Source organism: Nonomuraea sp. NPDC049714 (assembly GCF_044465295.1).
Classification (GTDB): domain Bacteria; phylum Actinomycetota; class Actinomycetes; order Streptosporangiales; family Streptosporangiaceae; genus Nonomuraea.
The window spans coordinates 1-12,870 of the sequence record NZ_JBITLM010000025.1; the positions used below are offsets into that span (position 1 = coordinate 1).

13 protein-coding genes are annotated in these 12,870 nt (G+C 70.9%); 5 read left to right on the forward strand and 8 right to left on the reverse strand.

The features are described 5' to 3' along the window. A partial coding sequence (locus ACIBQX_RS49210) for a hypothetical protein (RefSeq protein WP_397017487.1) occupies positions 1-495 on the reverse strand: 495 nt, incomplete at its 3' end. A 131-nt stretch (positions 496-626) separates the two neighbouring features. Beyond that, positions 627-1,388: a class I SAM-dependent methyltransferase gene (locus tag ACIBQX_RS49215; protein ID WP_397017489.1), complete on the reverse strand. Its 762-nt coding sequence runs from the start codon at positions 1,386-1,388 to the stop codon at positions 627-629. Positions 1,389-1,471: 83 nt separating this feature from the next. Here ACIBQX_RS49215 and ACIBQX_RS49220 point away from each other — a divergent pair, with 83 nt between their 5' ends. Further along, complete coding sequence (locus ACIBQX_RS49220) at positions 1,472-2,824, forward strand: hypothetical protein (RefSeq protein WP_397017491.1); 1,353 nt, start codon at positions 1,472-1,474, stop codon at positions 2,822-2,824. A 68-nt stretch (positions 2,825-2,892) separates the two neighbouring features. Here the strand turns inward: ACIBQX_RS49220 and ACIBQX_RS49225 are convergent, their stop codons facing one another. Beyond that, positions 2,893-3,645 carry an alpha/beta fold hydrolase gene (locus tag ACIBQX_RS49225; protein ID WP_397017493.1) on the reverse strand — a complete coding sequence of 251 codons (753 nt, stop codon included), beginning with the start codon at positions 3,643-3,645 and terminating at the stop codon, positions 2,893-2,895. A gap of 50 nt (positions 3,646-3,695) precedes the next feature. Next, the gene (locus tag ACIBQX_RS49230) at positions 3,696-4,631 is read right to left on the reverse strand and encodes an NADP-dependent oxidoreductase (protein WP_397017495.1); all 936 of its coding nucleotides are present in this window, start codon (positions 4,629-4,631) and stop codon (positions 3,696-3,698) included. A gap of 84 nt (positions 4,632-4,715) precedes the next feature. On the opposite strand from ACIBQX_RS49230, the gene ACIBQX_RS49235 reads away from it, so the two are divergent. After that, positions 4,716-5,285: a helix-turn-helix domain-containing protein gene (locus ACIBQX_RS49235; protein ID WP_397017497.1), complete on the forward strand. Its 570-nt coding sequence runs from the start codon at positions 4,716-4,718 to the stop codon at positions 5,283-5,285. A gap of 53 nt (positions 5,286-5,338) precedes the next feature. Here ACIBQX_RS49235 and ACIBQX_RS49240 read toward each other — a convergent pair whose 3' ends face one another. Then, complete coding sequence (locus ACIBQX_RS49240; RefSeq protein WP_397017499.1) at positions 5,339-6,301, reverse strand: LysR family transcriptional regulator; 963 nt, start codon at positions 6,299-6,301, stop codon at positions 5,339-5,341. A gap of 105 nt (positions 6,302-6,406) precedes the next feature. Between ACIBQX_RS49240 and ACIBQX_RS49245 the strand changes: the two genes are divergently transcribed. Further along, complete coding sequence (locus ACIBQX_RS49245; RefSeq protein WP_397017501.1) at positions 6,407-7,753, forward strand: MFS transporter; 1,347 nt, start codon at positions 6,407-6,409, stop codon at positions 7,751-7,753. Beyond that, a complete protein-coding gene (locus ACIBQX_RS49250) occupies positions 7,734-8,093 on the forward strand; it encodes a cysteine hydrolase family protein (protein ID WP_397017503.1) in 360 nt (119 codons plus the stop codon). The genes ACIBQX_RS49245 and ACIBQX_RS49250 overlap by 20 nt, the downstream gene beginning before the upstream one ends. 44 nt (positions 8,094-8,137) lie before the next feature. Here the strand turns inward: ACIBQX_RS49250 and ACIBQX_RS49255 are convergent, their stop codons facing one another. Together ACIBQX_RS49255 and ACIBQX_RS49260 are read right to left on the reverse strand one after the other, a co-directional pair. Beyond that, positions 8,138-8,743 (reverse strand): copper resistance protein CopC, encoded by a 606-nt coding sequence (locus ACIBQX_RS49255; RefSeq protein WP_397017505.1) that lies wholly within the window; start codon positions 8,741-8,743, stop codon positions 8,138-8,140. A gap of 119 nt (positions 8,744-8,862) precedes the next feature. Further along, entirely contained in the window at positions 8,863-9,408 is a 546-nt protein-coding gene (locus ACIBQX_RS49260) for a hypothetical protein (RefSeq protein ID WP_397017506.1), read from the reverse strand. Positions 9,409-9,513: 105 nt separating this feature from the next. Here ACIBQX_RS49260 and ACIBQX_RS49265 point away from each other — a divergent pair, with 105 nt between their 5' ends. Next, positions 9,514-10,704, forward strand: coding sequence for an acetate/propionate family kinase (locus tag ACIBQX_RS49265; protein ID WP_397017508.1), 1,191 nt, complete (start codon positions 9,514-9,516; stop codon positions 10,702-10,704). On the opposite strand, the gene pta is transcribed toward ACIBQX_RS49265, so the two are convergent. Beyond that, the gene (gene pta / locus ACIBQX_RS49270; RefSeq protein WP_397017510.1) at positions 10,687-12,780 is read right to left on the reverse strand and encodes a phosphate acetyltransferase; all 2,094 of its coding nucleotides are present in this window, start codon (positions 12,778-12,780) and stop codon (positions 10,687-10,689) included. The two genes, ACIBQX_RS49265 and pta, sit on opposite strands and share 18 nt — an antisense overlap. Between the last annotated feature and the right edge of the window lie 90 nt (positions 12,781-12,870).

Consider the following 12,870-nt stretch of genomic DNA (forward strand, 5'->3'; position numbering starts at 1 on the left):
ACCCCGCTCATCACGCACCCGCAACGACACCCCGACGAAACCCGCATCGACCACCTCCTCGATCACCTTCTGCAACTCCGGACGATCCTGCCCCGCAGCGTCCATAGCAAGGGCGGCGGTGATCTTGCGGGCCATCTCGGCCGTGGTGGTGCTGGGCTTGTCCGGGTGGACCTGGGCGGCTTCGAGGGCGAGAAGGATGGTGCTGCGGAAGTTGCCGGCCTCTGCCGGAGCTTGCCGGCCGAGCAGATTCATGGCTGCGGTCAGGGCCGGCAGTACCCGGTCGGCGAGTTCGGCGACGGTCGTGCCCTTCAGGTCGATGTCCTTGGCCTTCGCGGCGAGCACGTGCCCGACCAGACCGGTCGCCGACGTCAGGGCGATGGAGGCAGCCGTGACGGCCTTGTGGGGCGAGCCGGTGGCGGCGGCCATCAGCGAGACGGCACCGTACGCGGCGGTCCGCAGAGTGCTCTTGTCCTGGTCGGAAAGGGTGACGGACATGGCGGTTCGCTCCTACACATCTGTTACATCAGGCCGGCGTCGTGCCGCTGTGACGAGCTTCCACCCTGACCCAAGGTCAACCTCAACCGTGATCTGGCTCACGGCTGCCGTCCCGCGCGAGCGGATCTTCGTCACCGGCGCCGTTCCAGCGTGAGCAGCGGCTCGGAGAACACCGGCGCGGGGGCTCCGGGATCTGCGGCGACGGCCCGCTCCAGGCGGCGGAAGCCGGCCTCCAGCTCGTCGGGACTGAGCTGAGCGAAGAACGAAAGGGTACGCAGGCGCAACCGTTCGAGCACGTCACCGCAGGTGCCGTAGGACGGCTCGGTCACCGTGCCGAAATCGGTGACACGCCAGCCGTCCGCTGTGAACATCTCGATGACCTCGTGCAGCGGCTGAAACAGCGAGGCGTCCACCTCGAAGCCGCGGGGGAAGTGCTCCAGCCACCACGGCCTGGGATGGTGGTCGCTGAAATTCGCGCGCAGCAGCAGCCGCCCGCCGGGCCTGAGCACCCTGGCCAGCTCCCGGGCCGCCCCCGGTTGGTCCTGGACGTGGTGCCAGGACAAGAACATGAGCGCGTAGTCGGCGCTGCCGGACGGCACCGGCATGTCCTCGGCGGAGCCTGCCAGATATCGCACCCCGGGATGCGGGGACCGCGCCAGCGCGGTCTCGCGCATGCGGACCGACGGCTCGACGCCTGTGACCGGCCCGAACGCTCGCGCCAGCGCGGGGGTGAACCTGCCGGTCCCCGAGCCGACGTCCAGCCCCGCCAGCGGACGCCGCTCGGGCAGCACGGCCTCGAAGGCGCTGATCCAGGTCTGCAACTGCTGCTCGGTGAGCGCACGGCCGCGCGGGTAGTTCTGGTACTGCTCGGTGTCGTAGTCGATCCGCCTCATCGCAGCTCCCGTATCAGGTGGTCCGGCCAAGAGAACCCCCGCGGCGCGAGAACTCGCGCGCGGAAGATCGCGTCAAAGCATGAATGAGATTCTTACGCATGCTCCTGGCGGGCGCCCTTGTCGTCCTGGGCGCAGGGTGCGGCGGCGACGCGGCGTCCTCCACGGCGCTACTCCTGCCGGAGCGGCCAGGGGACCTCCATCTGGAGCAGCTGGTCACATCGGACGCCGGGCCGGATCCGGTCACGGCGTACGCGGAGGGTGACGCACCCGGCGACAGGACGCTGGCCGTCCTGGTGACAGAGTCGGAGGACTGGGAGCAGCCGTACGGTGGAAAGCCCATCAAGCTGGACAAGCACGAGGCGACCATGGGCGGATCGGGACAGCACCGCTGGATCACCTGGCCGGTCAAGGCGAGCCAGGACTTCGAGTCGTTCGCGGTGCTGGGCCACGGCTTGTCGGACGCCGAGCTGACCAGGGCGGCCAACGGAGTGGCAGAGGATCTGCGCCGGCCCCGGATCGATGCCGCGCATCTGCCGCAGGGACTGGACCTCGTCAAGACCGGTTCGCTGCCCTTCGGCAACTGGCAGGCGGAACTCGGCGGGACGGAGCAGGTCTGGACCAACCGGCGGGCGCGCGCCAGAATCTCCGTCAGTCAACTGCCCGGCGATGCCGGCATGGAGGTTCTCGCCGGTACCACGGTCAGGGGAGAGCCTCGGGAGATCCGCGGCACCATCGGTCTGGCGGGTGGCGACCTGCTGAGCAGCGGAACGGTCATGATGGACTGGGTGAACCAGGACCGGGCACTCATGGTGCCCGAGATCCGGCTCTGGCGGGAGAACGGCATGATCGTCAAGGTGTCCGCAGTGGGGCTGGCCGACGAGGTGGTGGACGCGTTCGTCCGGGATCTGCGGCCGGCCGGCCCCGAGGCCGTCGAGCGGGCGCGTGGCCAGATCCTGGAATATCCTCCCGACCTGCTGTTCCCGCCGGTCGACGAGGAGAACCGTCCATCGCGTGTCGTCACGCACGGCAGGAACGCCGAACGAGCCTGGGCCATGAGCGCCGGACTACAGGATGGAACCTTCACGTCCGCGCTCCGCGTGCTCTCCCGCCGGGCCGAGATCGTGGACGGCGGCGGCGGGAGCTTCAGCCCGTGGAAGCCGGAGTACGGCCGGGCACCGCTGACGATCATGCATGACGTGATGGACAGGGAGCTCGACCTGCCCAGCGACGACATCCTCATCGGCTTCGCGGGGACCGGAGTGAGGAAGGTGCGCATCAGCTACGCGGACGGCGCCTCGGCGGAGCTTCCGCTCGGACCGGCGGGCGGCCCGGGCGGCGTCCGCTGGTTCTCCGCCGAGGTGAAGTCCCGTTCGTTCAAGCTCTCCGCCGAGATGAAGGACGGCAAGGTCAGCAACACCGTACGGCGCATCCCCTGAGCGGCCTGATCGCAGGTATCGATCTGGGAATCACCCCAGCGGAGGCATCCCTGCGACGACCCGAAGCGTTACAGGCTGTTCCAGAACTCGGACAGCATGCGGGCCCCCTGAGGGACGTCCTCGACCATCCACCAGTGACCGATTCCGTGGAGCTCCACGGCGCGAGCGCCGACGCGTTCGGCGGCACTGTGGCGGGTGGCCACGCTGCCCATGGTGTGGTCCTCGGTGGCAACGGGAACCAAACCGGGCAGGGTGGCGACGTTGGGAAGATCGCGGCCACGCTCATGCAGCTTCGGCGGCACCGCGTTCCGGTACAACGCCAGAATGGCCTTGCTCATCTCCGCGCCCTGCCCGAGCGCGATCTCGCCGGCCGCCGGCTCGGGAATGCCCCATTCGACCATGCGCGCCGCCCGATCATCGACACCGCCGGCGAAGAGCTCCTCGAGGTGCCGCTCTCCCTCGCCCGGCGTCTGCCAGATCTGTGCCAGCTCGTGCCAGACGAAGTCCGGTTCGTAACCGCCGATGGAGTCGCTGACCCAGCTGCGCACCAGGTCAGGGCGAGCCATCGTGGCTTCCAGAACGTGCGCTCCTCCCATGGCGTGGCCGACGAGGTCCACAGGTGCATCGAATCGTGAGAGCTCGTCAATGAGCCAGCTCCGGTAGTCATCGAGCGTGGCGCCGAAACCCGCGGGCAGAGGGGCGCCGAAACCGGGGGGCGAGAGCAGGACCACATCGTCGTGGCCCAACGTGGACAGCTTCTTGAGCAGCGGCGTCCACACCGCAGAGGTGACGAGGACGCTGTGAACGAAGGCGATGGTCATGTGCGAGTTTCCTTACGTGAGGATCTGATCGGTCTACTGAATGCTCGGGCTCACAGCGTGATCACGATCTTGCCGTGGACGTGGCGGCCGGCTTGGAGTGTCACGGCATCGCCGATCTTCTCGATCGGGAAGGTCGCGGCGATCGGCACGGTGATCTCGCCGGCGAGGATCGCATCGGTGATCCGCTCCAAGGCATCCGGCCCCGCGTCGACGGCACCGACGGGGCGCACCCCGGTGGGCGGGTTGGGTCCGGCGGCGATGGTGGAGATCCGCTCGGGCGGTACGCCGAGCGCGAGCGCGGCCTCGGCCGTCTCCGTGCCGAACAGGTCCGTCGCCGCGGTCACTCCGCCGGAAGCGGAAGCCAGCGCCCGTACCCGGTCCGCAAGTCCGGGGCCGTAGGCCACGGGCTCGGCACCCAGGTGCCGCAGGAACGCGAAGGTGCCCTCCGAGGCCGTGCCGATCACGGTGGCGCCGGCGAGCTTCGCGAGTTGTACGGCGAACACGCCCACGCCGCCGGCGGCGCCGCCGATCAGGACGGTGTCGCCGGACCGCGGGCCGATCGCCGCCAGAGCGGCGGCGGCGGTGTGGCCGGCCACCGGAAGCGTGCTCGCCACCTCGTCGCTGATGCCCTCCGGCGTACGGAAGAGGGCGTCGGGCAGCGCGGTGGGCGTCCTGACCACCACGAAGTCGGCAGCGGCTCTGCCCAGCGCGCCGCCGTAGACGCGGTCGCCCACGGCAAGACCCGTGACGCCGCCGCCCACCTCGTCGACGGTGCCGGCGAAATCGGACCCGAAGCCGGACGGCGCGGTGATGCCGAACCGCGCCGCAGCCTCAGGCCGTGCGGAGATGCCCCAGTCCATCGGGTTCAGCCCGACGGCCGCCACGCGGACGCGAACCTCACCCGGACCGGCGTGCGGCTCCGGAACCTCTCGTAGCTCCAGCACTTCGGGACCTCCGAACGTCTCGTGAATGACAGCTCGGCTCATGAACAGACCTCCAGCGGACAGGTGATGGGACTTGGTTCCGTCACCATACATCAATGATGGGACCAAGTGCCGTATGCTTCTTCCATGGCCCGATGGCAACCAAAGGCATCAGAGCGGCTAGCCCTCGCCGCCCTCGACCTGTTCGCGGAGCGGGGCTACGAGAACACGACGGTGATCGACATCGCGCAGCGCGCGGGGCTGACGAAGAGCACGTTCTTCCGGCACTTCCAGGACAAGCGGGAAGTGCTCTTCGGCGGCGACACGATGACCGGACTGCTCGTCGAGGCGATAGCCGCCGCGCCGGCAACCGCGACCCCGTTCGAAGCGGTGGCCCATGCCCTGGACACGGCCGGGAGGGAAGCCTTCACACCCGCTCGCCGCGAGTTCAGCGCCCGCAGGCGGGCAGTGATCGCCGCCAACCCGGAACTGCAAGAGCGCGAAGCGCTGAAGGGCCTCGGTCTCACCGCGGCGATGATCGGCGCGCTCAAGCGGCGCGGCGTTCCCGACCTGACCGCGTACGTCGCCGCGGAGCTGGGCGCGCTCGCCGGGAAGATCGCCTATGCACGCTGGAGCGAGACGGCCGACGGCGACGACTACAGCGAATACGTGCAGCGGGCATTCGGCGAAGTGCGAGCAGCCAGCGCCTCGTGCTGACGGCCGACAAGCCGGCCGCGCTCACTACGGCGCCCCTGGACGCGGCGGCGTTCTCAGCGCGGGATCACCCAGCCCGGCGTCCAGGTCCCGGCCGCGTCGTGGCCGGGCGCCGTGGCGGCGAGGTGGGCGCGGAGGGTGGTCAGCCCTGGGTGGGGGTTGTCGCGGTGCCACAGGAGCGAGTGCGGGTAGACGGGCGTCGGGTCGGTCACCGGGATGCGGCGCAGGCCGTGGTCGGCGGGCCAGACCAGGCGGGTCTGCTCGCTCATGAACGTGGCCAGGGCCGGGGTGTCGGCGATGGTGTCGATGAGCACGTCGGAGCCGAAGTTGGGGCCCGTCGCCTCGATGGTGAGGCCGAACTCGGCGACGAGGTCGTCGTAGTAGGCGGCCCACTCGGTACCGGGAACGATGCCGGGCATCCAGATCCGGTGCCCGGCGAGCTGAGCGACGGTCACCGACCGGGCGCCCGCCAGCGCGTGGCCGGGCCCGGTGAGGAGCTGGAGCGGCTCGTCGAGCACCCGTACGGACTCGATGTCCTCGGGAAGGGGCCGGCCGGGCACCGCGACGGCGCGGAACGACGCGTCGATCGTCCCGGCCCGAATGGCGGCGACGGCCGTCTCGACGTCGAACAACATCACCACGTCGAGCTCGATCTCGGGATGCGCGCGGTGGAAGCCGCGCATCATGCCCGAGGTCGCGCTGCGTGAGGCGATCACGTCGACGCGCAGCGGCCGGCTGCCGGGAAGCACGGACGCGACCGCGCGCTCGGCGACGCGCAGCAGCTCACGGGCGTGGGGCAGGAACGCCTGCCCGTCGATGGTGAGCCGGGCCCCGCGCGCGGTGCGGGTGAACAGCCGCACGGCGAGGTCCTGCTCCAGCCCGGCGATGCGCTTGGAGACGGCCTGCTGGGTGATCGACAGGTCTGCGGCGGCGTGCTGGAACTGGCCGGTGTCCACGACGGCGACGAACGTGCGCACAGCATCGAGATCCACACCGACCGACCTTAGTGCACAACTCATGGTTGTGTAAGCGCGGCAATCCGGTTGTTTGACCTGCCTATCACCTGAGCGTTTTGATCTCAGGGATCAACGGCTGGTTGTTTCCGAGAGATGGCGGGGTGCGCGTTGGGAAGGTCGCTGGGGCGGCGGTTCAGGTGGTTCTGGGCCGCGTATGCGGTCAGCGCGTTCGGCACGTGGCTCGCGTTCGACGCGTTCGCCCTGATCGCGATTCTCGCTCTGGACGCCGGGCCGACCGAGGTGTCGGTGCTGGCCGCCGCGGGGCTCGCGGTGGGGGCGGTCGTCGCGGTTCCGCTCGGGCCGTGGGTGGAGTTCCGTCGCAAGCGGCCGGTGATGATCGCGATGGATGTGGTCCGGTTCGCGGCGCTGATGAGCGTTCCCGCCGCCTACGTGCTCGGCAGGCTGAGTTTCGCGCAGCTCCTGGTCGTGGCGGTCGTCGTCGGCGCGGCCGACATCGCCTTCACCGCTGCGAGCGGAGCATGTCTGAAGGCGCTCGTCCGGTCCGAGGACCTGCTCGTTGCGAACGGGCGGTTCGAGGCCACGACCTGGACCGCCACCGCGCTCGGACCGCCGCTCGGCACCGCCGCGATCGGGCTGGTGGGCCCGGTGGCGAGCGTGGCGGTCAACGCGGTCAGCTTCCTCCTCTCGGCCGCGGGGATCCGGGCCATCGGCGGGCGGGAGCCACGTCCCGCGCGGCCCGCCGCACCGCCCCGGCCTGGAGCCGGCGACCTGCTGGAGGGCTGGCGCCACATTCTCGCCAGCCCGGCGCTGCGCCCGCTGTTCTTCAACACCGTCCTGGTCAGCGGCCTGATCATGGCCGTCTCACCGTTGCTCGCCGTCCTCATGCTCGGCGAGCTCGGGTTCGCACCCTGGCAGTACGGCCTCGCCTTCGGCATCCCCTGTGTCGGCGGCCTCATCGGCTCGCGACTGGCCCGCCCGCTCCTCGCCCGGTTCGGCCGGCACAAGGTCATGCGCACCGCCGGGACGCTGCGCGCGTGCTGGCCACTCGGACTGGCCTTCGTCCACCCCGGCCCCACCGGGCTCTTCCTCGTCATCGCCGTCGAGCTCGGGCTGATCACCTGCATGGGCGTGTTCAACCCGGTGTTCGCCACCTACCGGCTCGAACAGCTCCCGCCGGACCGGATCGTCCGCACGCTGTCCGCCTGGTCGATCACCAGTAAAGCCACCATCGCGACCATGACCGGCCTGTGGGGCCTGCTGGCCGGCCTCACCAGTCCCCGCACCGCGATCGCGATCGCGGGGCTCCTGCTCCTGACGACCCCGCTCCTCCTCCCCCGGTACGACCACACGCCCCCACTCAAGAACGCCGACCAGGCGCCACCGGAAAGGCGAACAGGTCGGCTTCACCGAGGCCGACTGGGCTGCGATCCCGCCCACCGACAAGTCCTTCGCCCCGGTGGCCCAGCACCGTCTCATGCACCACGCGGACCCTGACACCGCTGTCCACGAACGTCTCGCTCCCCAGGACGGAGACATCATCGTGCGTAAGATCCGTTACGGAGGCCTGTCCACCACCGACCTCGATCAGCGGCTGCGCGCGCACGGCGTCACCACTCTGATCATCGCGGGCGTCAGTACCAGCGGCGTCGTCCTGTCCACCGTCCTCGACGCGGCAGACCGCGACTACCGGCTCTACGTCCTGACCGACGGCGTCGCCGACCCTGACCCCGACGCGCACGACGTCCTGCTCCGTCAGGTCCTTCCCGCACGGGCTCATCTCATCGAAACCGCCGCGTTGCCCACCCTCCTGCGGGCTGGCCAAGGGTGCCGGTAGGTCCCTCCTCCGCTCATGTCAGGCGGTGCCGGTGAGAGGACGTGTCACCGTTGACGCTTGGCCTTGGCGCCGACCAGCCACAGGCCGACACCGAGCAGGGCGAGAACCACGGCGGCCACCCAGATCCATGCCGGGATCCCGCCACCGCTCTCCGCGGACGCGGGCTCGGCCGGGGCCTTGGTGGTGGCCGAGACGCTCGGCGCGGTGCTCGGCCCGGTGTTCGGCGCGGTGTTCGGCCCGGTGCTCGGCGCGGTGGCCGAGGCCGGCGTCGTGGGGTCGGGCGAGGGTTCGCCTTCGACGGTGAAGGGGATCTCGCCCTCGATCGGGTGCCCGTCTGAGGACACCACCCGCCAGGCGATGACGTACGTCCCGGCCACCAGGGGCGCGGGCACCTCGGCACGGACGAACTTCCCCTCGACGGCCGGCTCGCCGATCTGGACCTGTCGATCCTGAGCATTGCGCAGAATCACGAAAGGCATCCGGACACGGGCCGAGAACTCCAGCTCGATCTCGTCGAGCGAGGTGACTTCGGCGTCCTTGGCTGGTGAGCTCGCCTTCAACCGGTCGTGAGCCAGGGCGGCGGGAGAGCAGAACAATACGAGCAGGCCGCAGATCAAGGCGGCCAGGATGGAACGAGGCGCGATGGCCATCGTGCGACTCCGTAGATACGAGCCCGGCCCGCGCGCGGCGCGGCCGGGTGCGGCGAACGGGCGCGCGGCCAGGACGGCGCGCGCACCGGATGACTACGGGGCGCCGGGAAACGGATGCGTCAGCCGGCGTGGGCGAGCATGGGCGGACCCCGCCGGCGCACCGCCGCCGCGAACTCCCGTGAGCGCCACGGCCTGCTCCGGACCGCGAACAGGGCCGGCCGTCGTCCGGCAGGGGCCCGCACGGGACCGGCCGCCATCAGGAACAGCAGCCGCAGCGGGGCCGTCGCCCACAGCCGCAGCATGGTCCACACGACGCTCTCGCCCTGGTGCAGCCACCAGCCGCTCAGCAAGGCGACCGTCAGATGGACCAGCGCCATGCCGACGTTCACGTGGCTGTGACCGCCACCGGCAGGCACGGCGGGCGCGATCTGCGCGAACACCTGGTGCAGGACGACCTGAGTGATCGCTGTGGCGGCCAGCACGGTTTCGCACGCGCGCTCACGCCCGTTGAAGACGAGCGCGAGGGCGAAGGGCACCACCGAACTGACCACGAGCGAGAGGGCCGAGAGCGCGCCGCCCCCGGCGAACGTGTGACCACCCGCCGAGACCATGACGCAGACCACCGCGAAGGCGGCTGCGCGGATCAGGCGAAGAGCCAGGGCCATGACCACATCCTGTCAGTCCGGTGCGGCGGGCGGGAATCGGGGATCATCGGCTTGGAGAACCCGGCCCCTGCCCGAGGAGGAGCCAGCGGAAATAGGGTCATGGGCATGGCCGACCGCATTCTCGTCCTGAACACGGGCTCCTCCTCGATCAAGTACGAGCTCGTCGACCCGCGCACCCGCGAGCGTCCGGCCAGAGGCCTGGTCGAACGCATCGGGGAGGAGCAGGGTCGGCTCACGCACCGGAGCGGGGATGGACCGCCGTATGTCCGTGACCGCCCCTTCCCGGGTCATGACGAAGGTCTGGAGGCGATGATGGAGGCGTTCGCCGCCGCCGGACCGGAGCCGACCCCGATCGCGGTCGGGCATCGGGTGGTGCACGGCGGGATCCGGTTCGCCGAGGCCGTGCTCATCGACGACGAGGTCATCGCCGCCATCGAGGAGCTGGCCCCGCTCGCGCCCCTGCACAACCCGGTCAACCTGACCGGCATCCGGCTCGCGCGCAAGATGTTCCCCGAAGTGCCGCAGGTGGCCGTGTTCGACACCGCGTTCCACCGCACGCTGCCGCCGGAGGCCTACACCTACGCGGTGCCGCGCGAGTGGCGCGAGCGGCTCGGCGTGCGGCGCTTCGGCTTCCACGGCACCTCGTGCGCGTACGTGTCCCGGCGAGCAGCAGCCTTCCTGGGCCGCGACCCCCAGGAGGTCAACCTCATCGTGCTGCACCTCGGCAACGGCGCCAGCGCCACCGCGATCGAGGGCGGCCGCAGCGTCGACACCTCCATGGGCATGACGCCGCTCGAAGGACTCGTCATGGGCACCCGTTCCGGCGACGCCGACCCGGCACTCGCCGGCTACCTCGCCCGGGCCGGCGGCCTGGACGCCCAGCAGGTGGAGCACGCGCTCAGCCACCAGGGCGGCCTGCTCGCCCTGACCGGATCCAGCGACATGCGCGAGGTACGCGGCCGCGATGACGACGAGGCCCGGCTGGCCCTGGAGATCTACACCCGGCGGATCCGCAAGTACGTCGGCGCGTACCACGCGCTGCTCGGCCGGGTGGACGCGATCGTGTTCACCGGCGGCGTCGGCGAGAACGACGCCGCCACCCGCGCCGCCTGTCTGGCGGGGCTCGGCCGGCTCGGCATCGCCGTGGACCCTGGGTCAAATCAGGGGGAATCGGCCGGCGAACGCGCGGTGTCTCCCCCCGGCGCCGAGGTGCCCGTCCTGGTCATCCCCACCGACGAGGAGTGGGAGATCGCCCGCCAGACCCTCGCGCGGCTGCCGTCAACGGGCCGCTCCTGAGCCGGGGCCGGTGGATGGCCGTACAGGGCTCGGCGCGGAACCGTGAGCCCGCTCCCCCACCTGCGCGGCCGTGACGGCGACGGTGGTGACGATGTCGGCGACGGTGGCGCCGCGCGACAGGTCGTTGACCGGCTTGCCCAGCCCCTGGAGCACCGGCCCCACCGCGACGGCGCCGGCACTGCGCTGGACGGCCTTGTACAGGTTGTTGCCGGTGTTGAGGTCGGGCACGACGAAGACGGTGGCGTGTCCGGCGACCTGGCTGTCGGGCATCTTGGTCCGGGCCACGCCGGGGTCGATCGCGGCGTCGTACTGGATCGGCCCTTCCACCTGGAGGTCGGGGCGGCGTTCGCGGACCAGCTCGGTGGCGGTGCGGACCTTGTCGACGTCGGCGCCGGCGCCGGAGGCGCCCGTCGAGTACGACAGCATGGCGATCCGGGGATCGACGCCGAACAACGCCGCGGTGCGCGCCGAGGAGATCGCGATGTCGGCGAGCTGCTCGGCGGTCGGCACGGGGTTGACCGCGCAGTCGCCGTACACCAGCACCCGATCGGCCAGGCACATGAAGAACACGCTGGAGACCAGGCCCAGGCGCAGGATCTCGAACGCCGGCCTGATGGTGTGCGCGGTGGTGTGGGCCACACCGGAGACCATGCCGTCGGCCATGCCGGTGTGGACCATCAGCGTGCCGAAGTAGGAGACGTCGGTGACGGTGTCGCGGGCCAGCTCGACGGTCATCCCCCGGTGCGCCCGGACGGCGGCGTACTCGCGGGCGAACCGTTCGCGCAGCTCGGCGTCGAACGGGCTGAGCACCCTGGCCTCGTCCAGGTCCAGGCCGAGCTGAGCGGCCCGTACCCTGATGCGTTCCTCGTCGCCGAGCAGCGTGAGCTCGGCCACGCCCCGGCGCAGCAGGACGTCGGCCGCGCGCAGGATGCGCGGCTCCTCGCCCTCGGGCAGCACGATGTGCCGGCGCCGGGCGCGCGCCCGGTCCAGCAGTTCGTACTCGAACATCAGTGGTGTGACGACGTCGGTCTTGGTGATCGCCAGCCGCTCCAGCAGCAGCCGGCCGTCGACGTGCTCGGCGAACAGCCGCAGCGCCGTATCGATCTTCCCGCCTGCCTCCGGGGTGAAGCGGCCCTCCACCGCCGACAGGCGGGTCGCGGTGTCGAAGGTGTCGTGGTCGGTGGCGATCACCGGCAGGGGGATCGCCATGCTGCGCAGCAGCCGGTCGACCGGGGCCGGCAGGTCCGTGCCGCCGGTGACCACCACCGCCGACAGCGCGGGGAAGCCCGGCGAGGTGTGCGCCGCGATGAGTCCGGGCAGGAGCGCGGCGGCCCGATCGGACGGGATGATCACCGCCGTGCCCTCGGTGTAGCGGTCCAGGATGTTGGGCAGCGACATCGCGCCCACCATCAGCGCGCTCGCCTCCCGGCCGAGTCCGTCCCGTTCGCCCAGGAAGAATCTGCCGTCACAGGCGTCGAGCAGATCGGCGACGGTCGGCGCGCGCAGGGAGGAGGTCTCCGGCAGCACGAACACCGGCGTCGGATGCGTGATCGTGAGCGGCCCGGCGGCTGCCCGGCTGACCACGACCGCGAGCTCGTGGGCGTGATGCTGCGCCAGCTCCCTGGACGACAGCTCGACGGCCGCGGCGATCCGCTCCCCTGTCCGCCCCCTTCCGCTCACCACGTTGATCACGGGCGTCCCCAGGTCGGCGGCCAGCCTGGCGTTGTACCCGAACTCCGTCGGCGCGCCCACGTCGGTGTAGTCGGTGCCGACCACCACCACCGCGTCGCACCGGCCGGCGAGCGCACGATAACGGGCCACGATCTCGCCGGCCGCCCGCTCGGCGTCGGCGTGCACCTCGTCGTAGGTGACGCCCGCGTACGCCGCGTAGGGCAGGCCGAGCTGGAACCTGCTCCGGATGGTGTTGATCAGGCTGTCCTCGCGCCCCGCCCGCACCACGGGACGGAACACCCCCACCGTGCCCACCTGCCGGGACAGCAGCTCGACCAGGCCCAGGGCGACGGTCCCCTTGTTGCTTCCCGCCTCACCCGCCGCGACGTACACCGCACGTGTCATGTCCCTCATTGTGGTGGACGAGCCAGGGACGGGGTGTGGGCGGACGGCTTGAGCCGTACCTGCCGGGACGGTGGATCCGGCGGCAGGTAC